20 protein-coding genes and 1 tRNA gene are annotated in these 24,346 nt (G+C 57.5%); 8 read left to right on the top strand and 13 right to left on the bottom strand.

All coding sequences use genetic code 11. From position 1 onward, the window contains the following. Window positions 1-2: 2 nt before the first annotated feature. Entirely contained in the window at window positions 3-2,150 is a 2,148-nt protein-coding gene (fadB, locus tag JQR87_RS07455) for a fatty acid oxidation complex subunit alpha FadB (protein WP_407291258.1), read from the bottom strand. 17 nt (window positions 2,151-2,167) lie between these two features. Here fadB and JQR87_RS07450 point away from each other — a divergent pair, with 17 nt between their 5' ends. From JQR87_RS07450 to JQR87_RS07440, 3 genes are all read left to right on the top strand, one after another. Continuing rightward, complete coding sequence (locus tag JQR87_RS07450) at window positions 2,168-2,482, top strand: hypothetical protein (protein ID WP_407291260.1); 315 nt, start codon at window positions 2,168-2,170, stop codon at window positions 2,480-2,482. A gap of 107 nt (window positions 2,483-2,589) precedes the next feature. After that, window positions 2,590-4,623, top strand: a complete 2,034-nt coding sequence (locus tag JQR87_RS07445) for a S9 family peptidase (protein WP_407291262.1) — start codon at window positions 2,590-2,592, stop codon at window positions 4,621-4,623. Between the two features lie 124 nt (window positions 4,624-4,747). Continuing rightward, window positions 4,748-5,110 carry a YgaP family membrane protein gene (locus JQR87_RS07440; protein ID WP_407291264.1) on the top strand — a complete coding sequence of 121 codons (363 nt, stop codon included), beginning with the start codon at window positions 4,748-4,750 and terminating at the stop codon, window positions 5,108-5,110. A 77-nt stretch (window positions 5,111-5,187) separates the two neighbouring features. On the opposite strand, the gene JQR87_RS07435 is transcribed toward JQR87_RS07440, so the two are convergent. The 5 genes from JQR87_RS07435 to JQR87_RS07415 form a co-directional block, all read right to left on the bottom strand. Continuing rightward, window positions 5,188-6,219: a succinylglutamate desuccinylase gene (locus tag JQR87_RS07435; protein ID WP_407291265.1), complete on the bottom strand. Its 1,032-nt coding sequence runs from the start codon at window positions 6,217-6,219 to the stop codon at window positions 5,188-5,190. Continuing rightward, complete coding sequence (locus JQR87_RS07430) at window positions 6,191-6,478, bottom strand: topoisomerase II (protein ID WP_407291267.1); 288 nt, start codon at window positions 6,476-6,478, stop codon at window positions 6,191-6,193. The genes JQR87_RS07435 and JQR87_RS07430 overlap by 29 nt, the downstream gene beginning before the upstream one ends. A gap of 72 nt (window positions 6,479-6,550) precedes the next feature. After that, entirely contained in the window at window positions 6,551-7,771 is a 1,221-nt protein-coding gene (locus JQR87_RS07425) for an aspartate aminotransferase family protein (RefSeq protein WP_407291269.1), read from the bottom strand. Window positions 7,772-7,890: 119 nt separating this feature from the next. After that, window positions 7,891-8,586, bottom strand: a complete 696-nt coding sequence (locus JQR87_RS07420) for a crotonase/enoyl-CoA hydratase family protein (protein ID WP_407291271.1) — start codon at window positions 8,584-8,586, stop codon at window positions 7,891-7,893. A 125-nt stretch (window positions 8,587-8,711) separates the two neighbouring features. Next, complete coding sequence (locus tag JQR87_RS07415; RefSeq protein WP_407291272.1) at window positions 8,712-10,016, bottom strand: HD-GYP domain-containing protein; 1,305 nt, start codon at window positions 10,014-10,016, stop codon at window positions 8,712-8,714. A gap of 223 nt (window positions 10,017-10,239) precedes the next feature. On the opposite strand from JQR87_RS07415, the gene JQR87_RS07410 reads away from it, so the two are divergent. From JQR87_RS07410 to JQR87_RS07400, 3 genes are all read left to right on the top strand, one after another. After that, window positions 10,240-10,329: transfer RNA gene (locus tag JQR87_RS07410), tRNA-Ser, on the top strand. A gap of 638 nt (window positions 10,330-10,967) precedes the next feature. Then, on the top strand, window positions 10,968-11,330 hold the full coding sequence (locus JQR87_RS07405) for a rhodanese-like domain-containing protein (protein WP_407291273.1): 363 nt from the start codon (window positions 10,968-10,970) through the stop codon (window positions 11,328-11,330). Between the two features lie 134 nt (window positions 11,331-11,464). After that, complete coding sequence (locus JQR87_RS07400; protein WP_407291275.1) at window positions 11,465-12,583, top strand: mechanosensitive ion channel family protein; 1,119 nt, start codon at window positions 11,465-11,467, stop codon at window positions 12,581-12,583. 57 nt (window positions 12,584-12,640) lie between these two features. Here the strand turns inward: JQR87_RS07400 and acs are convergent, their stop codons facing one another. Then, on the bottom strand, window positions 12,641-14,593 hold the full coding sequence (acs, locus tag JQR87_RS07395) for an acetate--CoA ligase (RefSeq protein WP_407291276.1): 1,953 nt from the start codon (window positions 14,591-14,593) through the stop codon (window positions 12,641-12,643). A gap of 237 nt (window positions 14,594-14,830) precedes the next feature. Here acs and JQR87_RS07390 point away from each other — a divergent pair, with 237 nt between their 5' ends. Continuing rightward, window positions 14,831-16,156 carry a DUF2254 domain-containing protein gene (locus JQR87_RS07390; RefSeq protein WP_407291277.1) on the top strand — a complete coding sequence of 442 codons (1,326 nt, stop codon included), beginning with the start codon at window positions 14,831-14,833 and terminating at the stop codon, window positions 16,154-16,156. Window positions 16,157-16,420: 264 nt separating this feature from the next. Further along, window positions 16,421-17,623, top strand: a complete 1,203-nt coding sequence (locus JQR87_RS07385; protein WP_407291279.1) for a CaiB/BaiF CoA transferase family protein — start codon at window positions 16,421-16,423, stop codon at window positions 17,621-17,623. A gap of 71 nt (window positions 17,624-17,694) precedes the next feature. On the opposite strand, the gene JQR87_RS07380 is transcribed toward JQR87_RS07385, so the two are convergent. From JQR87_RS07380 to JQR87_RS07355, 6 genes are all read right to left on the bottom strand, one after another. Further along, the gene (locus JQR87_RS07380) at window positions 17,695-19,707 is read right to left on the bottom strand and encodes a polysaccharide biosynthesis protein (protein ID WP_407291280.1); all 2,013 of its coding nucleotides are present in this window, start codon (window positions 19,705-19,707) and stop codon (window positions 17,695-17,697) included. Window positions 19,708-19,800: 93 nt separating this feature from the next. Further along, entirely contained in the window at window positions 19,801-20,355 is a 555-nt protein-coding gene (locus JQR87_RS07375; RefSeq protein WP_407291281.1) for a sugar transferase, read from the bottom strand. 19 nt (window positions 20,356-20,374) lie between these two features. Further along, window positions 20,375-21,316 (bottom strand): UDP-glucose 4-epimerase family protein, encoded by a 942-nt coding sequence (locus JQR87_RS07370; RefSeq protein ID WP_407291283.1) that lies wholly within the window; start codon window positions 21,314-21,316, stop codon window positions 20,375-20,377. A gap of 6 nt (window positions 21,317-21,322) precedes the next feature. Further along, window positions 21,323-22,450 (bottom strand): non-hydrolyzing UDP-N-acetylglucosamine 2-epimerase, encoded by a 1,128-nt coding sequence (gene wecB / locus JQR87_RS07365; protein ID WP_407291285.1) that lies wholly within the window; start codon window positions 22,448-22,450, stop codon window positions 21,323-21,325. After that, the gene (locus tag JQR87_RS07360; RefSeq protein ID WP_407291286.1) at window positions 22,443-23,453 is read right to left on the bottom strand and encodes a polysaccharide biosynthesis protein; all 1,011 of its coding nucleotides are present in this window, start codon (window positions 23,451-23,453) and stop codon (window positions 22,443-22,445) included. Before JQR87_RS07360 ends, wecB begins: the two co-directional genes overlap by 8 nt. 27 nt (window positions 23,454-23,480) lie before the next feature. Continuing rightward, complete coding sequence (locus JQR87_RS07355) at window positions 23,481-24,341, bottom strand: dTDP-4-dehydrorhamnose reductase family protein (RefSeq protein WP_407291288.1); 861 nt, start codon at window positions 24,339-24,341, stop codon at window positions 23,481-23,483. Window positions 24,342-24,346: the final 5 nt, after the last annotated feature.

Genomic DNA, 24,346 nt, shown 5'->3' with positions numbered 1-24,346 from the left:
AATTAACCGTAGAAGCTCTGGCCGTTGGCAGCCATCTCGCGCAGCTTCGCAGTCGGGTGATACAGCGGGCCCAGGTCGGCGTACTTGTCGGCCAATGCCACGAACTCGGCGACACCGATCGAATCGATGTAGCGCAGCGCACCCCCACGGAAGGGTGGGAAGCCAATGCCGTAGATCAGGCCCATATCGGCCTCGGCAGCGGTTTCGACGATCTTGTCTTCGAGGCAGCGAACGGTTTCCAGGCACAGCGGGATCATCATGTAGTTGATGATGTCCTCGTCCGACAGCTCGCGGGTTTCGCTGACGATCGGCTTGAGCAGCTCGTAGGACTGAGGATCGACAACCTTCTTTGGCTTGCCCTTCTTGTCCATCTCGTAGGCATAGAAGCCCTTGCCGTTCTTTTGGCCGAGGCGGTTGGCGTCATACATCACGTCGACGGCCGTACGGGTATCGTCTTTCATGCGGTCGGGGAAGCCTTCGGCCATCACGTCACGACCATGATGACCAGTGTCCATGCCGACCACGTCCATCAGGTAGGCCGGGCCCATCGGCCAGCCGAACTTCTCCATCACCTTGTCGGCGCGGGTGAAATCGACGCCGTGGGCAATGGCGCGGGCGAAACCGCCAAAGTAAGGGAACAGCACGCGGTTAACCAGGAAGCCCGGGCAATCATTGACCACTACCGGGCTCTTACCCATCTTCTTGGCGTAAGCGACGGTGGTGGCAATCGCGGTTTCGCTGGTCTTCTCGCCACGAATGACTTCCACCAGCGGCATCATGTGCACCGGGTTGAAGAAGTGCATACCGCAGAAGTTTTCAGGACGCTTGAGCGCCTGAGCCAGCAGGCTGATGGAAATGGTCGAGGTGTTAGACGCGATGATCGCATCTTCGCGAACCAAACCTTCCACTTCGGCCAGTACCGACTGTTTGATCTTCGGGTTTTCGACAACGGCTTCGACAACGATGTCGACATGGCCGAAGTCGCCGTAGGACATGGTCGGACGAATGGCATTGAGCGCTTCGGCCATCTTAGCCGGAGTCAGACGACCTTTCTCGACACGCTTGCCGAGCAGCTTGGAGGCCTCGTTCAGGCCCATCTGGATACCCTCTTCGCGGATATCCTTCATCAGGATCGGCGTGCCCTTGACAGCCGACTGGTAGGCGATACCACCGCCCATGATGCCGGCACCGAGCACAGCAGCCAGTTTCACGTCGCGGGCTTGCTTGTCGTAGGCCTTGGCCTTTTTCTTCAGCTCTTGATCGCTGAGGAACAGACCGACCAGGCTCTGTGCGACAGAGGTCTTGGCCAGTTTGACGAAGCCAGCAGCCTCGACTTCGATCGCCTTTTCGCGGCCGAAGTTAGCGGCTTTCTGGATGGTCTTGATCGCTTCGACCGGGGCCGGGTAATTCGGGCCCGCCTGACCTGCAACGAAGCCCTTAGAGGTTTCGAAGGCCATCATTTGCTCAATGGCGTTGAGCTTGAGCTTGTCCAGCTTCGGTTGGCGCTTGGCCTTGTAGTCCAATTCCCCGGAGATGGCGCGCTTGATCAGATCCAGCGCGGCGGCTTGCAGTTGCTCGGGAGCGACTACCGCGTCTACGGCGCGAACCTTAAGTGCATCCTCGGCGCGGTTTTCCTTACCGGACGCAATCCACTCAACGGCGTTATCCACACCGATCAGGCGCGGCAGGCGAACGGTGCCGCCAAAGCCCGGATAGATACCCAGCTTGACTTCCGGCAGGCCGACCTTGGCTACGGTGGACATAACGCGATAGTCGGCAGCCATGCACATCTCGAAACCGCCACCCAGTGCGATGCCATTGATGGCAGCAACGGTCGGAACGCCCAGGTCTTCGAAATCGCTAAAGATTTTGTTCGCTTCAAGATTGCCAGCTACCAGCTCCTCGTCGGACAGCTTGAAGTTGTCGACAAACTCGGTGATGTCGGCACCGACGATAAACACATCTTTACCGCTGGTCACGATGACACCCTTGACCGAAGCGTCGGCCTTGATGGCATCTACGGCCTGGCGCAGGTCGTTGAGGGTGAGGCGATTGAATTTGTTGACGGACTCACCCTTGAGGTCGAAATTCAATTCGACAATGCCGCTCTCAAGAGCCTTAACCGTGATGGCTTTACCTTCGTAAATCATCAACTGATCTCCACGGTATGGAAGCTGAACGTTACGCGTCGCACGTCATCGGCCCGAAGACCGTCACTGTTACCAGTGAAACGACACCCACCGACACGATAAACCGGGCTGACGGCATTTGCGTGGCAAACGCTCGATTCATACGCCCGTTTGATTTGGGTGAGCACACCTTCTTTCAAAAGCGATCCATTGTCAATCAGCTCACCGGATCGCCAAACAGGACCTTACCCACGATCAGACAGGTAAGCCTAGCCAAGAGCAGCAAACCTGCAGCTGGCAATCGCTATCGCCCTTCATTCACGCAGGTGATCGCGCGTTACGACAGTCAATGAACCCCGGCCGCTCGCCATCGTCACAAACTGGCGAGGCACCTAGTACACTCGGCGCCTGCCAATTCTGTTTACCGCGCCAGCTCGTAGCCGCGCCCCAGGAGTCATGCATGTCCGCCCCGATTGCCCGCGTCGCCCAAGGTTCAGACCCTTACAGTTGGCTGGAAAAACGTGACGCGCCCGATGTACTCGATTATCTGAAGGCGGAGAACGCCTACCTCGAAAGCGAGTTGGCGGATCAGGCCGAGCTGCGTGAAAAACTGTTCCAGGAAATCAAGGGACGTATCCGCGAAACGGACCTGTCGTTGCCCTCCCCTTGGGGGCCCTGGCTCTACTACCAGCGCACCACGGCCGGTGACGAATACCCTCGCCACTACCGGTGCCCGCGATCAGCCGACGCGTCGTTCAATGTTGACGAAAGCAACGAGCAGCTCCTGCTGGATCCTAACGAGCTGGCAGCCGGTGGCTTCCTGTCGGTGGGGGCATTCACTGTCAGCCAGGATCACAGCAAACTGGCCTACAGCCTCGACACCCAAGGCGATGAAATCTATCGGCTGTTCGTGAAGGATCTGACGACAGGCCAGGTGACCGCCCTGCCGTTTGAAGATTGCGACGGCAGCATGACGTGGGCCAACGATAACCAGACGCTCTTTTTCGGCGAGCTCGACGACACGCACCGTCCACACAAGATCTTCCGCCACCGCTTGGGCGAAGCTGAGTGCAGCGAGGTCTATCACGACCCGGACGGGCGCTATTTCGTCCACTGCTATCGCACCAGCTCGGAGCGCCAACTGGTCATCCTTTCGAACAGCAAGACCACCAGCGAAGCCTGGGTGCTACCGGCAGATGAGCCAGAGGGCCAATGGAGTTGCCTCGCGCCGCGCCAGGAAGCACATGAATACTTCCCTGACCACGGTTTACTCGACGGCCGATGGCGCTGGATGATTCGCAGCAACCAGGCGGGTATCAATTTCGCCCTGTATCACGCACCTGAAAGCAGCCCGCAACGTGAGCACTGGCAGGAACTGGTCGGCCACCGCGATTCGGTAATGCTTGAGGATGTCAGTTTGAATGCAGCCGGAGTAACGCTGAGTCTGCGTGAGGCCGGGCTACCAATCATTGAGGTACGTCCGCGCAATGGCGACGCTTATCGGTTGCAACTACCGGACGCGGCGTACAGCCTGCATGTGCAGAACACGCTTGAGTTTGATAGCCCTGTCATCCGCTTGCGCTATGAAGCACTGAACCGCCCCGCTCAGATTCGGCAGCTGAACCTGGCCGATGGCGAGCAAAACGTCTTGAAGGAGACACCAGTCGAAGGGCCGTTCGACGCCGAAGCGTACGAAAGCAGAAGAATCTGGGCAACTGCAAAGGATGGCACCCAGGTGCCGATCAGCCTGGTTGGCCGTCGCGAGCACTTCGGTAAATCTGCTCCCCTGTACCTCTATGGTTACGGCGCCTACGGCCACAGTTTGGACCCTTGGTTCTCCCATGCCCGCCTCTCACTGCTTGATCGAGGATTCATCTTTGCCATCGCCCATGTACGCGGCGGCGGGGATCTTGGCGAGGCTTGGTACCGCGCGGGCAAGCTGGAGCACAAGCCCAACACTTTTAGCGATTTCATCGCCTGTGCTGAAAAGCTCATTGCCGACGGTTACACGGAGTCTGCTCGACTCGCCATCAGCGGCGGTAGCGCTGGTGGCTTGCTGATCGGCGCAGTGCTCAATCTTCGGCCCGAGCTGTTCGGTGCGGCGATTGCGGAGGTGCCCTTCGTCGACGTGTTAAACACCATGCTCAACGCTGACCTGCCACTGACGGTCACCGAGTACGACGAATGGGGCGACCCGAACCAGCCTGAGGTGCATGCCCGCATCAAGGCCTATGCGCCTTATGAAAACGTGCGCAACCAACCCTACCCGGCGATTCTCGCCGTTGCCGGCTACAACGACAGCCGCGTGCAGTATTGGGAGGCTGCCAAGTGGGTCGCCAAACTGCGCGCCCACAAGACCAACGACAATTTGTTGTTACTCAAAACCGAGTTCGGCGCCGGACACGGCGGCATGAGCGGCCGTTATCAGGCGCTGAAGGACGTGGCACTGGAATACGCGTTCGTGCTTAAGGTCTTCGGTATGGCGTCGCGCTAAAGGCGCCCACCCTACGGCTTGGCCAGTCGCACTGTCGGGCCGCACGCCCGATACCGACTTGCGGTCGGAACGGGGCCGGTGTGATGGGGTCACTTATCACACCATCGTTGCGGAGGGATTACCCATGTTCAGGACATCATCGAACCAGGCTTCACAGAACGTGCACGGCTGGGAGAGAACGGCATCGATCATAGGCGGCCTGTACTTTCTCGGCAAAGGCCTAGGGCGCGGCGGCTTGGGTAGCGTCTTACAGCTGGCGGTAGGCGGCATGGCCTTGGCACGAGGTATTTCCGGTCATTGCGAAGCCAAGCGTGTGCTCTGTGACGTTAACGAACAGGCCAAAAATGCAGAAGGCAATTCACGGAGCATGCCGCTGGAACGCAACGAAACCGATGAGGAGCGCCTGAAAACCAATGCGCAGGCAGCTACTGGCACCGCCACGGTGACCGGTAACGACTCGCTCAGTAGTCCTAAGGCCGGCGTCTGAACGAACGCTGCGCACAGCAGAGGCACTTACAGCTCTGAAGGCTCGGTGCTCTATCGGGCCCTCCCCGCACTGCAAACTCAGCTGCGGGGCACGACGATCAGTCCGGCACGCTCGCCGATCGCAACGTCCGCGATCGGAAACAGGATCCGGGCGTGCTGCTCTTCTACAAGCCAGCGTACGCCGTTCTTGTCCTCAGCCAGCAAGGTGCCAGGCGGCAGCGGCTGAAAGTTGTGGATATCCGGGGGGAGACGCAGGACGAACTGGTCACTTTGCTTGATGATTTCCCGTGCCAAACGAAACGTCAGTATTGGCCGCCGTTCCACGTCCGACCGACCGGGTTCGGTTTCTTCAATCCAGCTCCGGGCTGCCCCCAGGAACTCGTAGAGACACTTAGGCCATACGCCCTCGGGGGCTTCAGCCATTTCCAGCGTAAAGGACTCGGCGCCGTGCCGCGTCGCCGTGTGGGCACTGAAGGTTCCGGAAGGCTTCTCCTGTACCAGCACCGCGTCGACCGACGCCTGCTGAAGGCGTGTCAGGCTTTGCGGGCTGACGTCACGTCCGTCGACCCAGGGACAGACGGCAAACTGCGGTAGCGTTGATGCACGCATGGCTGAATGCAGGTCGAAATGCCAGCGCTTGCGGCCGGATTGCTGGAAAAACGCTGCGACCCATGCCTCCAGCTGCGCCGCGCGGCTCGCCTCATAACCGGGCTCGCCGGCCACATGCTTGCCACAGAACAGGCGATTCAGATCCTGACCCAAACGACGCACGCCCTGCCGCATTGCGGGCGGATTGCAAAACAGCAGCAGCAGCCGCGCACGAGGACGGATTTCGTTGCGTCCTATCTCCTGTATCAAACGATCCAGCAACTCGATGGGAATGATTTCGCAGCCGTGCACGCCCGCTGACAGCACCAGATCCAGCCCGGCGTCCTGGTCGCTCGGCGGCATCACTTCCAATGCGCCTTCGCCCAACCATTGCAGCCGGGTACCGTCAGCGGTGTACTGAGTCTTCTCGGCCGGCTCCTTGCCGGCAAGTGTCAGCGCCAGCAACCCACCCAGCGCCAACCCTTTGGACGGGTCAGTGGTCGTGGTTACAGTCGGGACCATGAACGTGGTCATCCTCGATGGAAGCGACCGGCTCCATTTCAAGCTCAAGGCTGACCAAATTAGTCGCCAGCGGACGCAACAGTAGATTGGCGTATTCGGTATCGCCGTCTTCGACGTCGACGCCAATCATCAACTGGTTGTTGCCGACTTGCTGAATCCACACCTCCCGCCCTTGCCACATCACGGCAAAACGGGTGCAGGACGTCTCCAGCTGGGTACCGTCTACGTCTTCAAGGATGAGTTGCAGGCTGTCGCTCATGGTCAGTAGTTCTCAACAAGTGAACAGAGGCAGGACAGCTCAATGCCCTGCCGATTATTAGGTCGCCATGCGTCAGGCCTGGCTCAGTTTTGCCGCGGCGCGCTCAAAACGGGCAAGCCCTTCGGCAATGTCAGCTTCTTCGATGATCAGGCTCGGGGCCAGGCGGATCACATCGGGGCCGGCCTGCAGGATCATCAAGGCCTCGCGCTCGGCCGCATCGAAGATCTCTCGTGCACGCCCCTTCCACGCATCATCGAGTACACAGCCGATCAGCATGCCCATGCCACGTACCTGGCTGAACAGCCCATGGCGCTGGCCGATTTCCAGCAACCCGTCCTTGAACCGTTCGTGCCGCTCTTTCACGCCGCTCAGGACTTCCGGCGTGTTGACGATATCCACTACCGCTTCAGCCACCGCACAAGCCAAGGGATTTCCCCCATAGGTGGTGCCATGCGTGCCGACGCTAAAATGCGCAGCGATTTCGTCGGTGGTCAGCATCAGGCCGATCGGGAAACCACCACCAAGGCTCTTGGCATTGGTCAGAATGTCCGGTGTCACGCCGTAATTCATGTAGGCGAACAGCTCGCCCGTGCGCCCCATGCCGGTCTGTACTTCGTCAAAGATCAATAGCGCATTGTGTTGGTCACATAACTTGCGCGCACCCTCAAGGTACGCCTGATTCGCCGGCAGAACGCCACTTTCGCCCTGGATCGGTTCCAGCACTACAGCGCACGTCCTGTCTGAAATGGTTGCAGCCAGCGCGTCGAGATCGTTATAGGGCACGTGGCTGATACCCTGGATCTTCGGCCCGAACCCATCGGAATATTTCGGCTGGCCACCCACGGTCACGGTAAACAGCGTCCGGCCATGGAAACTGTTCACAGCGGAAATGATTTCGCTCTTCTCAGGTCCATGAGCGTCGTGGGCATAACGGCGTGCCAGTTTGAACGCCGCCTCGTTGGCTTCGGCGCCGGAGTTGCAGAAAAAGGCTCGATCGGCAAAGGTCGCGGCGGTGAGTTTCTTCGCAAGCCGCAACGCGGGCTCGTTAGTGAAGATGTTGGAAATATGCCAGAGCTTGCCGGCCTGTTCGGTCAGTGCAGCCACAAGCGCCGGGTGAGCATGCCCAAGCACATTCACAGCAATCCCGCCCGTAAAGTCGATCAGCTCTCGCCCGCTCTGATCCCAGACTCGCGAGCCCTGACCGCGCACCGGAATAAAGGCAGCCGGTGCGAAGGTGGGGACGATAACCTGGTCGAAATCAGCGCGTTCTACCGGGGTGTGCGGGGCGGACATCAGGACTCTCCTGCGATGCGACACGAATAGGAAATGAAGCGCCCCGCCATAGCGGGGCGCTGCTCGAGCAGTTTAAACGCTGGCCCGCAAGGAATGGACGACCTTGCGACAAATTCTCTTCAGGACACGACCGAATGTTGCTGATCGAGCTCGATGGCCTGGCTCAGGGTCTCGAGCAATGCCTTGCGTGCCTTGAGCTTGGTGTTCTTGTGCGCGGTCATGTTGATCTTCTTCAATTGCGTCGCGGTGGCCTTGGCGACGGCCATCAGTTCACCCGCCGGCACGATCTTGTCTAGGAAGCCTGCCTCGAGCGCAGCCTGGGGATTGAAGAGTTCACCGTTGATTACCGAGCGCTGGAAAGCCGGCTTGGTCAGACGATCTCGCGCCAGTTCAATACCTGAATGGTGCATCGTCATACCGATCTGGACTTCATTGAGACCGATATTGAAAGCGCCCTCGACGCCGATACGGTAGTCCGACGAGAGAAGCAGGAAGGCGCCTTTGGCAATCGCATGGCCAGGACAGGCGGTTACGATCGGAAAGGGATGAGCCAACATTCGGAGAGTGAATTTCGAGCCGGTTGTCACCAGCGCAATGGCGTGTTCCGGCCCTGACGTCATGACCTTGAGGTCATAGCCACCAGAGAGAATGCCCGGCTGGCCAGTGAGGATCACCACCGCGCGGTCCTTTTCGGCACGATCGAACGCAGCGTTGAGTGCGTCGAACACATCTGGCGACAACGCATTAACTTTCCCGTTGTTCAGGGTCAGCGTGGCGATGCCGTCTTCGAGTTCGTAGGAGACCAGATCACTCATGACGAATATTCCTTGTTAGAAGTTCGCAGACGTTACCCAGCGGAACCCGAGAGGTAAAGCATCGTGACCGACCGCCAGGTCATATTGCAGGCATACGCGGCTCGCTAGCCACACCAGGAGCGACGTTACTCTTCGGCCATTTCCGGCTCGAGCTCCATGACCGCAAGCAATTCGGGATGCAGGATTGTTTGCAGTTTGGGATCAGCGATGAACAGGCCATGAGAGCCGTCCGGAATTCCGCTGCTGATCCTATACGGTGTGCCTTCGGCATCCACCGTCAATTGTGAAAGGTCCAGATATCGAGGCTCGCAAGGCGTTTTGTCCGGGTTGAGCAGAACGACGACCTTCGGCCGCAGGTGTAGCTGCGGATGCTTCTCCAGCACCAGCCCAACTTCTCCGGTGTGCAGTTCCACCAGCGTGCCCACCGGAAAGACACCGAGCCAGCGGATGAATTCATGGATCAAGGCTTCATCGAATTGCTGCCCGGCGCTGCTACGCAACACATCGTAGGCCGTCTGGATCGGACGTGCGTCGTCATAGGCACGGTGACTGGTAATGGCGTCGAACGCATCGACAATGGTGATCACTCGTGTCGCGAAGGGAATCTGATAATCATCGAGTCCTTGCGGATAGCCCTTTCCATCTAACCGCTCATGGTGACCGTACGCGGCCTGAACAGCTGCTGCAGGGATGTCCGCTTGATCGCACAGCGCCTGGTAACCCAGCCTCGGGTGCTGTTTGATATGTTGAAACTCTTCTTCGGTCAATTTGCCCGGCTTGTTCAGAACTGCCGGGTCGATCTTCATCTTGCCCACATCATGCAACAGCCCGGCAATGCCCAAGAGCTCAATCTTTTCGTCGGGCAATCCAAGGTGGGTTCCGAACCCCATCGCGAGAATCGATACAGAAAGGCAATGCAGACTCGTATAGCGATCCTGAGACTTCAGACGCACCAACCACAGCATGGCGCTCTCGTTACGAAGCATGCTTTCGAGGTTTCGCTTAACCAACACCTGACAGGCCTTGGTGTCGATCGCACGGCCCTGCTGGACATCCTGCAGCACTTGATCCATGACGAGAGTACTGCTGCGATAGGCTTCTCGCGCCTCGTGTACCTCAAGCGAGAGCGGGATCCGAGCCATTTTGCGCGTCACGCGTAACGGCGTCGCCGAGGGCACGATCATCTGGCCCTGATCGATCAGTACGCGGCGAGTATCGTCTACGAACACATAATCACAGCGTTCGCGCACGGCTTGAATGTGCTCTTGCTTGAGCAGCGGGAATCCCTGAAAGAGAAAATCTGTCTGCCGCCAAGGGCGATCCAACTCGCAGATATACATCCCGAGTTCCAAGTGACTGACATGCAGACGACGTTTGGTGGCTATCTCTACCACCTCCGGCCGTTTACGCTTTGGTTTGAATAACTTCATCAAAGCCTTTCCTGGCACTCGATGCTCACCGTGTAGATCGCACACAGCTCATGACGTCCGCTCTGGTTCGAACCTTAGAGCAACGATAGGTTCACTGCACGCCAGCTTGGCCGGTTTCCCAACAACCTCTTAACCACATGAAAAAACTGAAAAAACTTTTTGCCATCCGCAGACTCTTCGGATACATTAGCGCGCCTCGAAGGACATAGCGCCTTAGAGATCCGGTGAGGTGTCCGAGCGGTTGAAGGAGCACGCCTGGAAAGTGTGTATACGAGAAATCGTATCGAGGGTTCGAATCCCTCCCTCACCGCCAGATCTTACACAGAGCCCCGTTTATCGGGGCTTTGTCGTTTCTAATGGCTGCGCTCAGCGCAGTTGCCTTGACCATCCACCGCTGACGTGTAGCGCGCAGAAACGAACCGCAGCGAATTCGGGTGAACGTCGACCGCCGATGTTTCGATTTCACACGTACGGAAGTACTGAACTCGCCAAGACGTTTCCGATCGAGCCATGTTTCGTTCCGGTTCGATAGCGGGCTATCCGCTCCGCCCTGCGGCTGAGGGCATCAAAATCTCATCGGCGAAGCGGCACGCTCCGATGATCGTGACATACCAGCCTCTCCGCTGCAGGAACGCACCCAACCAAGGCACGCCCTACCCGCTCGCCACCTTATGCCTGCACTCGGAATGGGTTGGCATGATCGGCGGTTAATCGCACTGGTCCGTATGTTGCTTAGGTCTAGCCAAAGCCCTGATATCGATCGAATGCTGAACGCCGATTTTCACTCGGAGCTCTTTCGCTATAACACCAAGAACAATACAAGGCCGCCAATATGTTCAAACACAAGAAGGTCAAGCAGGTTACGATGATCCTGCTCGCCACGGCGTTGATTCTGATCTTGCCGAACCTGACTCGGCTGATCAGCTGATTACCGAAACATAGGGGCACCTGATGAACATTGCGTACCGACTGTTACTGCTGTTCTTCATCACAACCGCTTCAGCCCAGGCCGAAGAGATTGACCAATCAGCCGCATTGAAGGCTCTGCAGCAAGCGGACAGCGTCCTGATCGACGTGCGCACCGAAGAGGAACACGCTAAAGGCTCGCTGCCCGGTGCAAGGCGAATCGAGACGGAACATCTCGCCCAGCACATCGCGTCCATCGCACCGGATAAGGACGCGCCTATTGTGCTCTACTGCCGTAGCGGTCGTCGTTCGGCGGCGGCGCAGGATCTGCTTCAGGCGATGGGCTATCGCCACGTCATCAATGCGGGCAGCTATCAGGATTTGCAGGGGCTCGTGTCGCGTCCCTGATGGTCAACACGGCGCAACCGCCCCACCCATCCTCTTGTCTCCATTCCCATCGGGAACTAATGCGCAACAGCGGCCACTGAAAAAGGGACCGTTGCTGTTGCGCTTGGTCTTGCACCCTGAGAGGAGACGATTTGATGAATTGGGAAGTGATGTTGAACGAGGACCTTTGGATCAACATCGCCATCATTGCTGGCGTCACCATTGTCAGCTACCTGATCATGCAGGCGATCCTGCGGATCGTTACCAACCGGCTACGCAAACTGGCCAAAGGCTCCAGAAGTGGGTTCGTCGGCATCGCAGCGGAGATGCTAAGCCGCACCAGTCATGTCCTGCTGATCGCCTTGTCGCTGCTGATCGCGCTGAAAGTGGTCCAATTACCGGAGCGATGGGAATCGGCCATGTCGCACGGCTGGTTCATAGCCCTCGCGTTTCAGATTGCGCTCTGGCTTGATACCGGCGTCCGCCTCTGGATGGAAAGCCTTACTCGTGACGGCAAGGCACGCAACCCGGTAACCACTACGATTATTGGCATCATGGTTCGCATCGTTGTCTGGACGATGATGCTGCTATCGATACTCGCCAATCTGGGTGTCGACATTACCGCCATGGTGGCCAGCTTGGGGGTTGGCGGTATTGCCATCGCCCTGGCTGTACAAACCCTGCTCAGCGATATCTTCGCCTCTCTGTCGATCGGCATCGACAAGCCGTTCGAGATTGGCGATTTCGTGGTGTTTGGCACTGTTGCGGGCACCATCGAACACATTGGCCTGAAGACGACCCGTATCCGGAGCCTTAGCGGCGAGCAGGTGGTTTGCTCCAACGCGGATTTGCTCAAGCAGATCCTGCATAACTACAAGCGCATGAACACACGTCGCATCGTGTTCAAGTTCGGAATCACCTACAACACGCCTTCTGAAAAGGTGCGTGAAGTGTCGCAGATGGTTAAGAGAATCATTGATGAGGTGGAAAACGCGAACTTCGACCGGGCGCATTTCCTCGCCTTCGATGACAGCCAGCTGACGTTCGAGGTCGTCTACATCATGCAAGTTTCGGATTACAACAAGTACATGGACGCCCAGCAAGAGATCAACCTCAAGCTGCTCGAAGGCATTCGAGAGATGGGCGTGCAGTTCGCCTTCCCGACTCGCAGTGTCGAGTTCATCGGCGGCCAATTTCCAGAGGTGACCGTAGCCGGCGTGCCGAAGGACAAACCAGCCGCCAACCACGAGACGCAAAACGCCTCGACCAGTTAATAACACGGATGCCAGCGGCGCCCTGCTCGATTTGCAGGACGCCGCTACCCGCTCGGATCAAAGGCGCATCTGTTTGTGCGTTTCAATGAGCTGAGGCACTACACCCGGGTCAGCCAGTGTCGAGATATCGCCCAGCGCGTCGTGCTCGTCAGTCGCAATCTTGCGCAGAATGCGGCGCATGATCTTGCCGGAACGGGTTTTGGGTAAGCCGGGCGCCCACTGGATGACGTCCGGTACGGCAATTGGGCCGATCTCCTTGCGCACCCACTGCTGCAACTCCTGGCGCAGCCGGTCGGACGGCTCCTCGCCCGCAACCAGCGTCACATAGACATATATGCCCTGTCCCTTGACCGGATGCGGCACGCCGACCACTGCAGCCTCGGCCACCTTGCGGTGCGCCACCATCGCGCTTTCGATCTCTGCCGTACCCATGCGATGGCCGGAGACATTGAGTACGTCGTCCACCCGTCCTGTGATCCAGTAATAGCCGTCCTCATCTCGGCGTGCACCGTCGCCCGTGAAGTACATCCCACGAAAGGTCTTGAAGTAGGTGTCGACGAATCGATCATGATCTCGATAGATGCTCCGCATCTGCCCTGGCCAAGAGTCGAGTATCACGAGATTGCCTTCCGTTGCGCCTTCGAGCAGATTGCCGAGGTTATCGACCAGCCCAGGCACGACGCCGAAGAAAGGCCGCGTTGCAGAGCCCGGTTTCAACGCGGTCGCGCCAGGCAGTGGGCTGATCAGGATGCCGCCCGTCTCGGTTTGCCACCAGGTGTCCACGATCGGGCAGCGTTCCTTGCCCACCGTCTCGTAGTACCAGTGCCAGGCTTCCGGATTGATCGGCTCGCCTACCGTGCCGAGCAAACGCAGACTCGAGCCGTCCGCGCCCTCCATTGCCGCGCTTCCCTCGGCCATCATGGCGCGGATCGCCGTCGGAGCCGTGTAGAGAATGTTCACCTTATGTTTGTCGATGATCCCGGCGATCCGCGTTACATCTGGATAGTTGGGTACGCCTTCGTATATCAGCGTTGTCGCGCCGTTGGCGAGCGGACCGTAGATGATGTAACTGTGTCCCGTGATCCAACCGACATCAGCGGTACACCAGTAAATCTCTCCGGGGCGGTAGTCGAACACCCGTTCATGGGTGAGTGCCGCGTAGAGCAAATAGCCGCCGGATGTATGCATTACGCCTTTCGGTTTTCCGGTAGAGCCGGACGTGTAAAGAATGAACAGCGGCTCCTCGGCGCCCATCTCCTTTGGTGCGCAGACCTCGCCGGCCACGCGCATCAGGTCTTCGTACCAGATGTCCCGGTGCGGATGCCAACGGATGTCACCGCCGGTGCGCCGTACCACAACAATCTTCTGGACGCAGCCCGTTTGCGGGTTGGTCAGCGCTTCATCCACATTGGCCTTAAGCGGAACCTTCTTGCCGCCACGGAGACCTTCGTCAGCCGTGATCACGACCTTCGATCGGCCATCGATGATCCGGCCGGCCAAGGCTTCCGGAGAGAAACCGCCAAAAACCACTGAATGAATCGCACCGATGCGCGCGCAGGCCAGCATGGCGACCGCCACCTCCGGAATCATGGGCATATAGATCGTGACAACGTCGCCTCGGTGGACATCCTGCCCGCGCAGCGCGTTGGCGAACTTGCTGACTTCGCGGTGCAGCTCGCGGTAGGTGATGTTGCGATGATCGGTGGGATCGTCTCCCTCCCAGATGATCGCGATCTCATCGCCACGGGTCTCCAGATGGCGATCCAGGCAATTAGCCGAGACGTTCAGCGTGCCATCGGCGAACCATTTGATATCGACATGGTGATCATCGAAGGAAGTCTGTTTGACCCGGGTGAACGGCTTGATCCATTCGATGCGCTCGGCCTGCTCACGCCAGAAGCCGTCAGGGTTGACCACCGATTGTTGATACAGCGCTTTATAAGTGGCCTCATCCGTCAGCGAACGGGCCGCCACCTCGGGCGCCACGGGATAAAGGGACGCAGGGCTCATGGGCACCTCACTCGTCGGTTTAGTTATTCGTTGAATAACCCCTGTCCTACAGGCGAACCCTACGAATCACACCAAGCGCCTGGCAGACATCGCTATTGAGCTATGCGGGGCTACAGCGTTCCGCTGGCCAAGCATCTGGCCTCTGCTGAGCATAGACCGTTTCCAGGTGAGGTACTTTTCAAGCGAACGCTGTCATATCACTACAGAGCTCGCTCGCCACTTCGGAACCGTCTCTCTATGTCGTCACCTTCCAATGCCGGCTTCCGCCTCGCTAAACGAATTTCCGAAAGCATTGCTTTCTACCCGGTTCTTGTCACGGCCTTGTACGCTGTCCTGGCCGCAGCCATGCTCGCTTTCGAGACGACATCCCTGGCCTCCTCGCTACGAGAGCGCTTACCGTCCGGCTTGACCGACCCGGACACTGCCCGGGACATTCTCAGCACGATGATTACCAGCATCGTGTCGCTCACCGTATTCAGCTTTTCAATGGTGATGGTCGTCCTGAATGGTGCGGCGGCTCGCCTGACGCCACGGGTACTCCCAGGTCTAATCAGCGACACGCGCAATCAGGTGATACTCGGCATCTATCTAGGCAGCGTGCTGTACTACCTGCTGCTTATCACGACCATCAACAAGGACCAGCCCACCGACATTCCGTCGGTCGGCCTGCTGCTCGCGCTGCTGATGGGCATACTCAACCTGGCGATGTTTGTGGTGTTCATTCGCTCGGTGTCCCAGTCGATTCAGGTTGACTGGGTTCTTAGTCAGCTGTACCGAGGTGCCTACGCCAACCTCGAAAAGCGCAAGCGACGCCTGGCAAATGTCCGTGCCGTGCCGGATGACGCAGACTGGTGGTGTCTCCCTGCCTCCCGTCCTGGTTACCTGCGAGCAGTCAACGAGCGGCAACTGGGCGAGTTGCTGAGCAAGCGTAACCTGTCGGCGGTCATCCAGGTCGAGCCTGGCTTCTTTCTGGTTGAGGGCCACCCCCTGATTCGCTTCAGCGCACCCTTGAGCGACGAAGACAGAGCGGCGGCTGTCGACTGCTTTGACTTCCAAAACAACGAATTCGCAAGCGCTAACGTGTCCTATGGCATGCGACAGATGGCAGAGATTGCTGTAAAGGCGATCAGCCCAGCGATCAACGACCCCGGCACCGCGATGCGGGCGATCAATTTGATCAGCGTGTTGCTGCAACGCATTGGTGGTGTCCCACCGTTCGACGTCGGCTGTTTCGACGATGGCCAGCCGCGACTCTTCTACCCACAATTGGCCATGCAACGCATGCTGGAAGCGGTGATCGCACCGATCCGGGTCTACGCCAGCCATGATCCGCTCGTTATGATCACCTTGCTGCAATGCATGAAAAACGCCCTGCACGACAGCCCTAGCGACGAGCAGGTCAAAGCGATTCATGACGAGATCCGCGCTTTGCGCGATCAGGCGGATGCGAAGGTCGAGAGTTGGCGGGACCGCCATGCAGTCAACGACGCCATCGAGCGGCTGCTGAAGCTCGAGGGACGCAAGCGTCCGAGCGTCCAGCTGCTCCCGGTGGATCGTAAATAGCCAATCAACCTGATCCTTGGGCGCCACAGACGAGACAGCGACTGGCTGCTCCTCGGGCAGGTTTTCGACCGGTGAAGCTTCGCAGCCCGTTACCTCCCAGCGAGTCGATCCCGGACGCATGCGCGTCCGTACCGCCCAGCCCGCCGCGGCAGCAGGGGCTGTAACGCACCTTAACCTCGGCAACCTTTGTGGCCGCACCACATTCTCGATCTACCAATGCTCAGTCATCCTCGACTCGTAAGCCATACCGGACCAGGAATCGCGATGAAGAAACACAACGGAAACGACCTGCCGCTGCATGGCCTCAAGGTGATCGAGATGGGCCAGCTGATAGCGGGCCCCTTCGCCAGCAAGATGCTCGGCGAGTTCGGCGCCGACGTGATTAAGATCGAACCACCAGGCGTGGGCGATCCACTTCGTAAATGGCGCAAGCTCAAGGACGGCACCTCGCTCTGGTGGCACGTGCAGTCCCGCAACAAGCAATCCCTGACCCTGGACCTGAAAACGACCGAGGGCCAGCAGATCGTCCGTCAGCTGGTGGCCGAAGCCGACGTGGTGGTTGAAAACTTTCGCCCCGGCACACTGGAAGATTGGGGGCTGGGCTGGGGCGAGCTATCCAAGCTCAACCCGCGTCTGATCATGCTGCGCATTTCCGGTTACGGTCAGACCGGCCCCTATCGCGACCTCCCCGGCTTCGGCGTCATCGGCGAGGCCATGGGCGGATTGCGGTACCTGTCTGGCTACCCTGGCCAACCGCCAGTGAGGGTTGGCGTAAGCATTGGCGACTCGCTGTCATCGCTGTATGGCGTGATCGGCGTGTTGCTCGCGATGCAGGAGCGCAACCGCAGCGGTAAAGGACAGGAGATCGACGTGGCGCTCTATGAGTCGGTCTTCGGGATGATGGAGAGTCTGGTGCCCGAATATGACGCCTTCGGCTATATACGCGAGCCCGCCGGTAGCGCCCTTCCCGGCATCACGCCGTCCAACTCCTACCCATGCAACGACGGCACCTATGTACTGATCGCCGGCAATGGCGACAGCATCTACAAACGCCTGATGACCTTGATCGGCCGTGATGACCTCGCAGGCGATCCGCGTTTCGCCCACAACGACGGCCGCGCCCAGCACGCCGAACTGATCGACACGGCCATCAGCGAGTGGACGGTTCAGCGGAGCCGCAATGAGGTCATCGAGGCCCTGAGAGAGGCTCGGGTCCCGGCCGGATATCCGTATACCGCCGCCGATATCGTCAAAGACCCGCATTACCTTGCACGGCAGATGATCGAGCAGGTCCAGACCTTCGCCGGACCGCTCAAGGTCCCGGGCGTGCTGCCCAAGCTCAGCCGCACCCCCGGCCGTATTGGCAACGGCGGGCCAGCACTGGGCGAACACTCAGAAGATATCCTTGCAGGGCTAGGTCTGAGCGATGAACAAATCCGAGGGCTGCGTGAGCGGGGGATCGTCTGACTCAGGTTTGGTCAGTGCCTGACGTTCGCAAAACGCAAAGGCGCACGACACCCGGCTCAGCGCCAAGCACCCTACTCAACAGACGCCAGCCGCCGCTGCTGATAAATGAGATCCACAATCTCACCCTCCGGCACGTATCCGCTCACGACCTCACGCAGCAGCACTCGGACCTGTGGGTAGTCATCTTGCTCAATGGCGTTAAGCAGTTTGGCCAATACCTCGCGCAGCACATCCCAGGGGAAGTGCTCTTCATCGGCCCGCATGATCATCGGATGCTCGGTCGCGCTGACGTTGTCACCAATCAGAAGCTCTTCATAGAGCTTTTCGCCAGGGCGCAACCCGGTGAACTCGATCTCGATATCGCCGTGCGGACATCTCTCCGAGCGCACACTCAACCCTGACAGATGAATGAGCTTTTCGGCCAAATCAGCAATCATTACTGGCTTACCCATGTCCAGCACGAACACATCGCCGCCCTGCCCCATGGAGCCCGCCTGAATCACCAGCTGCGCCGCCTCAGGAATGGTCATGAAGTAACGAGTGATCTTGGGATGGGTCACCGTCACCGGGCCACCGCTGCGGATTTGCTGATAGAACCGAGGGATCACCGACCCCGACGAGCCCAGCACATTGCCGAAGCGAACCATGGTGAAGCGCGTCTTGTTGACGTGATGCACCGCCCCGTCAGCGTTAAACAGCACGGGCGCCGTCTCACGGCTCAGCGCCTGCAGAATCATCTCCGCTACACGTTTGGTGCTGCCCATCACGTTGGTGGGTCGAACGGCCTTGTCGGTGGAGATCAGTACAAAGTTCGCCACGCCCGCCTGCACCGCCGCCTGGGCCGTGTTCATTGTGCCCAGTACATTGTTCAACACGCCTTCGGCGACGTTGTGCTCAACCATTGGCACATGTTTGTAGGCTGCCGCGTGGTAGATCGTCTCCACCTGCCAGGTGCGCATCACATCCAGGAGACGATCCGGATTACGAATTGAACCCAGGATAGGAATCAGCTTGATCGGCAACGAAGCCCGCTCGATGGCCCGTTCAAGCTCGATGTGAATGCTATAAAGATTGAACTCGCTGTGTTCGAACAGCAGCAACGCCTTGGGCTTGTTCACGAGAATCTGTCGGCACAGCTCCGAGCCAATCGAACCCCCAGCACCGGTTACCATCACCACCTTGCCACGAATGCACTTCTCGAACAGCGCCTGCTGCGGCGGCACGGCGTCGCGACCCAGCAGATCGGCAATGTCCACTTCTTGGATGTCCTCGACCTTCACCCGGCCGCTGGCAAGATCCATGAAGCCCGGCACGCTGCGTACGTGCAGCGGGTAGTTTTCCAACATTTCCAACACTTCGCGCCGCCGCGCTCTCGAAGCAGATGGAATAGCCAACAGAATCTCGTCGCTGCCTGTCTCATCAATCATCTGTTCGATATGTTTGGGCGAGTACACCCGCAGCCCGGAAATGCTCCGGTTATAGAGATTAGGGTCGTCATCAATGAAAGCGACGGGCCGCATGCCCCGCCCCAAGCGCAACGCCGCGACAAGCTGATTCCCTGCCGCACCCGCACCATAGACAGCTACCTTGGGCAACCCCGCATCGCGCCCTTTGAACTTAGTTAGCGAGTCAGGGGAGAACCAGTCGCCCATGAAGTATTGCCGCATGACCAAGCGTAGCCCGCCGATCAACACCAGGCTGAGCCACCAATAGTTGAACACCATCGAGCGCGGTATGAGTTTTGGCGCGTCGGTGTACCAATAAACAGCGAGAGACAGCAGCAATGCCGACAGGGTAACGGCTTTGGCTATGGCAAGTAATGCATCATTGCCAAAGTAACGCATCACAGCACGATACATGCCGAATCGGATAAAAAAAGGAACTGCCACCAGCGGAGCGACTGCAAAAAGCCAAGCATGCCCACCGAGCGGATCGACAAAGTCGGCGTCACCAAGACGAACGAAAAACGCCAGCCAAAGCGAAGCCCACACTAGCAAGACATCTGTCGCTACTTGAACCAATCGTTTCTGGCGCCGGGGTAAACGCACAAGCCTTGAACGAATTTTTTCAGCCAATCTCAACACAACGCCACCCTTACAAAAAAACCGGCAATGCCGGCCCCATTGGATATCCAGTCCAGTCATCAACTTGGGCTACAGTTTCGAGAACTGCTGCTGTCAGCGCTTTACCACCCGGTCCCCAGCGCCCTTACCCGCAACTGTCATAAAGATATATTTGAAGTAATCAGCAATCGTCAGATGGTTGATCATCTTTTGATCCGTCTCCGCCAACAGAGCCGGTGTAGACATGTCGATTTCACTCACCTGCGCCAGGCCAGTAATCCCTGGACGCACGTCGAAGACGCCACGCTTGGCGCGCTCCGTAGTCAATTCCTCTTGATTGAAAAGCCCCGGACGCGGCCCGACCAGGCTCATATCGCCCGTTAGCACGTTCCACAATTGGGGCAGTTCGTCCAGCTTTGTTTTGCGTAGAAACTTACCGAAACGGGTAATCGACGCGCTACTGGCCAGATGCGTGGCCACCGATACCGTATCCACGTTCATGGTGCGAAATTTGACCAGCGTAAACGGCTTCTGATGGCGACCAACACGCACTTGACGAAAAATCGGCGAGCCCGTATCGAACAAGCCGATAAGCGTCAGCACGAGCAATACTGGGAAGCCGACCACCAAGCCCAGCAGCGAAAAAACAATGTCGAAAAGTCGAATCAAGAGTTCATCCAGCCATAGATCAATTGGAGCGCTCGAAGCAACGCCTGAGCCCTTCTTGCACCGTATAGGGTGGTTTCCAGTCCAGCAGTTCGCAGGCCTTGTTGATATCCACCTGTAGCGAACCAAGCAACCGTTGCGCCATCGCTTTTTTGCCCAGCAGCGCCGCGCCAATCTCAAGCATGCCAGCCGGTACAGGAATCAGCCTTGCGGGCTTGCCCATCGCCTCGCCCACCCCACGCAGCAACTCAGTGGTGGAAAGATCCTGTCCATCTCCCGCAAGGAATACCTGGTTGGCTGCGGCGGGATGATCGATACAGCGGATAATCAAATCGACCAGGTTATCGACACCGACCAGGGAGCGTTTGTTGTAGATAGCACCAAGAGGAAGTGGAAGACCTTTTTCGACCAACTTGATCATACTGGCAAAGTTACCCTTTACTCCCGGCCCATAAACAAGCGGAGGGCGGATAATCACAACTTCCATGCCGGTTTGCGCAGCCAACTTCAGTAACCCCAGCTCGGCCTCCAGCTTTGAGAGGCCATAAGCATCCTCGGGGGCTGCTTCGTCATTCGCGGAGAAAGCCCTCGCCTTTACGGTCCCCTCACCATTTACTTTGATAGAGCTGATAAAGATAAAACGCTTCACACCTGCAGCCGCAGCCTGGCGAGCCAGATTCAACGTGCCTTCAACATTGACGCGACGATACTCAGCCAAAGGGTCAGCCACTTCATCCTTCATGACATGGGCACGGGCGGCGGCGTGGATAACAACTTGCCGCTGTGCCACCGCTGTTGACCAGTCTGTATTACCGGAGAGGCTTCCAACAATATGGGTCGATGGTGAAAGCGCAGGCCCCGCCGAGCGAACCAATAGCGTTAGAGAGATACCAACTCGCTTTCTCAGCTCTCTTTCGATTACACGCCCGATAAATCCAGACGCACCAGTCAGCAAGATGTTCATGGAAACTCAGCCTTTATGCCAAACAGTGCGGTTGATGTAGTCCGTGTAGCTCAATACAACACGTACGACCTGCTGGGAAACCGGGCCGCCTTCGTAGTCAGGCACTAACGGAATCATCCGTTCGCCGGCGCTATGCTGGCTGGTGATGACCTTAACCGCAGCCAGCACTGAGTCTTTCTTCAGGCCGCTCATGATCAGCGTTCCCTCGTCCATTCCTTCGGGCCGTTCGTGGGCGTTGCGCAACGTCACCGCCGCCAAGTTGAGCAACGAGGCTTCTTCGGTGATGGTGCCGCTGTCAGAGAGGACACAGAAAGCCGACATCTGCAGCTTGATGTAATCAAGCAGTCCGAAAGGCTTAACGAACCGCAACAACGGATGCTCCAGCGACTCACCGAGGGCCTCGAGGCGCTTGCGGGTACGCGGATGGGTCGAGATGATCATTGGATAGCCGTACTCATCCGCCAACGCACGGAGGGTTGCCAGCAGATCACGCAGATTTTCTGGAGTATCGACGTTTTCTTCGCGATGGGCGCTAACAACAAAAAACTTGCCAGTCTCCAAGCCTTCACGGCTCAGCACCTCGGACTGCTCGATCTTCGGCATGTAGTACTCAAGCACTTCATGCATGTGCGAGCCGGTTTTTATGATGGTTTCCGGCCGGATGCCCTCTGCGATCAAGTAGCGGCGGGCATGCTCGGTTAGCACCATATTGATGTCAGACAGATGATCGAGCACCTTGCGGTTCAGCTCTTCCGGCACGCGCTGATCGAAGCAACGATTGCCTGCCTCCATGTGGAACACCGGAATCTTTCGGCGCTTGGCGGCGATCACAGCTAGGCATGTGTTGGTATCGCCATAAAGCAGCAGCGCATCGGGTTTTTCCAGCTCAAACACCGCATCAGCCTTGGCGATCACTTCCGCGATAGTCTGCGCGGCAGTCTCACCGGCAGCCCCGAGAAAATGATCTGGCTTACGGATTTCCAGGTCGTCGAAAAAGACTTGATTTAGTTCGAAGTCGTAGTTTTGACCTGAATGCACTAGAACGTGGTTCACCTGACGGTCGAGTTCGGCCATTACCCGGCTCATCTTGATCAGTTCTGGGCGGGTGCCGAGCAGGGTCATGACCTTAAGCATCAAGTTGCTCCTTAATATAGTCGAGCTTGAGCAGCAACTGTTTGATGCCATCTATATCCAGACGCTCAGTATTGTGCGAGGTGTAGTCGTCAAATTCGGCAATCTTTTCTTCGCCCTCGACAAAGTACTTCTTGTAGTTCAAGTCGCGGTTGTCCGCAGGGATGCGGTAGTAGCGGCCCATGTCTTCGGCCTTGGCCATTTCCTCGCGGGAAATCAAGGATTCGTAAAGCTTCTCGCCGTGACGGGTACCAATTACCTTTACCGCATTGGCTCGAGCGAACAGTTCCTTGAGTGCTTGGGCCAGATCTCCCACGGTAGAAGCCGGGGCCTTTTGTACAAAAATGTCGCCTTGCTCGGCATTTTCGAAAGCATGGAGGACTAGATCGACCGAATCCTCCAAAGACATCAGGAATCGCGTCATGTTTGGATCAGTGACAGTGATCGGCTCCTCTCCCTTGAGTTGATCGATAAACAAAGGAATTACGGATCCACGCGAAGCCATTACATTGCCATAGCGTGTAGCGCAAATAACTGGCCCATTCATTGGAATAAGACGTGACTTAGCGACCATCAACTTTTCCGACATCGCCTTGGAAATCCCCATGGCATTAATCGGATAAACAGCCTTGTCGGTAGATAGCACAACAACACGCTTAACTCCGGAACTTATAGCAGCGTTGAGTACGTTTTCAGTTCCGATGACATTCGTCTTAACCGCCTCCATTGGATAAAACTCGCAGGACGGAACCTGCTTCAGAGCAGCAGCATGGAAAATATAATCAACGCCCACCATTGAGTTGGCTAAGCTATCGTAATCACGAACATCGCCAATGAAAAACTTGACTTTATCGTTAGCAAGTGAAATACGCATATCTTCTTGCTTCTTTTCATCGCGGCTAAATACCCGAATCTCCTTGACATTGGTATCAAGGAAGCGCTTCAGTACAGTGTTTCCGAACGATCCGGTCCCCCCCGTGATCATCAAAACTTTGTCATCGAACATATTCAAATACCACGCAAAAAAATTAGATTACTCAGCGCTTTCGCGCATTTTTTCAACAAGTTCACGCCATGTCGGCGGTGTGTAGCCAGTGGCGCTCCGAAAAAGAGTAGAATCCAGTGAACGGTCGATCTGAACACAATCATCCGGCACAATCTCGATATCCTTACCGTAAACCTCAGCCACTAGCTTGAGCAAGCTGTACTTATCAATAGGATCAACCGAGACATGATAGAGGCCATGAAGCTGGCGAGTGGGTAACACGTAGTCACAGATCACACGTGCCAACTCAACAGTGGGTAGCCCTGAAAAAATCGCTTTGCGATATCCCCTGACTGAGCCTTCTTGAGATAAAAACCAGTTGATCAGAGAGTGATTACTGCTAAGTTCATGCCCAATTATCGAAGTCCGTAGAGTGATTGTGTTGGCCTGATCGTGCAGCTCGCCGATGTACTTCGATTTTCCGTAGAGATCCTCCGCATCGGAAGCATCCGATTCGACATAAAGCCCCTTACTGCCAGAGAAGACGCAATCGGTGCTTATTTGGATCAGTCGCGCCCCGGCCAAAGCACATAATCTCGCCAAACGATGCGGAAGCAGAGCGTTGATTGGAACTGCGACCAGCGGATCGTTGACATCGGCAAGTTGCTTGATCAGACCTACACAATTGATCACTACATCAGGACGTATGCGTGCCAACACCGCAGTGAGTGCGTCTTGGTCAAGCACATCAACACCCGACAGCATGCGTTCCTGCTGCTTCTCGCTGAAATGGGACAGGCCAGCGGAACTGCGCAGCGTCCCCCAAACATCTAGCGCCGGTGACGCGCTCAAAACCTTGTGCACGTCATGCCCAAGCATGCCGGTGACACCTAGGACCAATACCCGCATCGTCT

The organism is Stutzerimonas stutzeri, from assembly GCF_051028275.1.
Classification (GTDB): Bacteria; Pseudomonadota; Gammaproteobacteria; order Pseudomonadales; family Pseudomonadaceae; genus Stutzerimonas; species Stutzerimonas stutzeri_AS.
The sequence above is the reverse complement of the archived record's forward strand: the minus strand, read 5'-3'. Positions and strand labels throughout refer to the sequence as shown.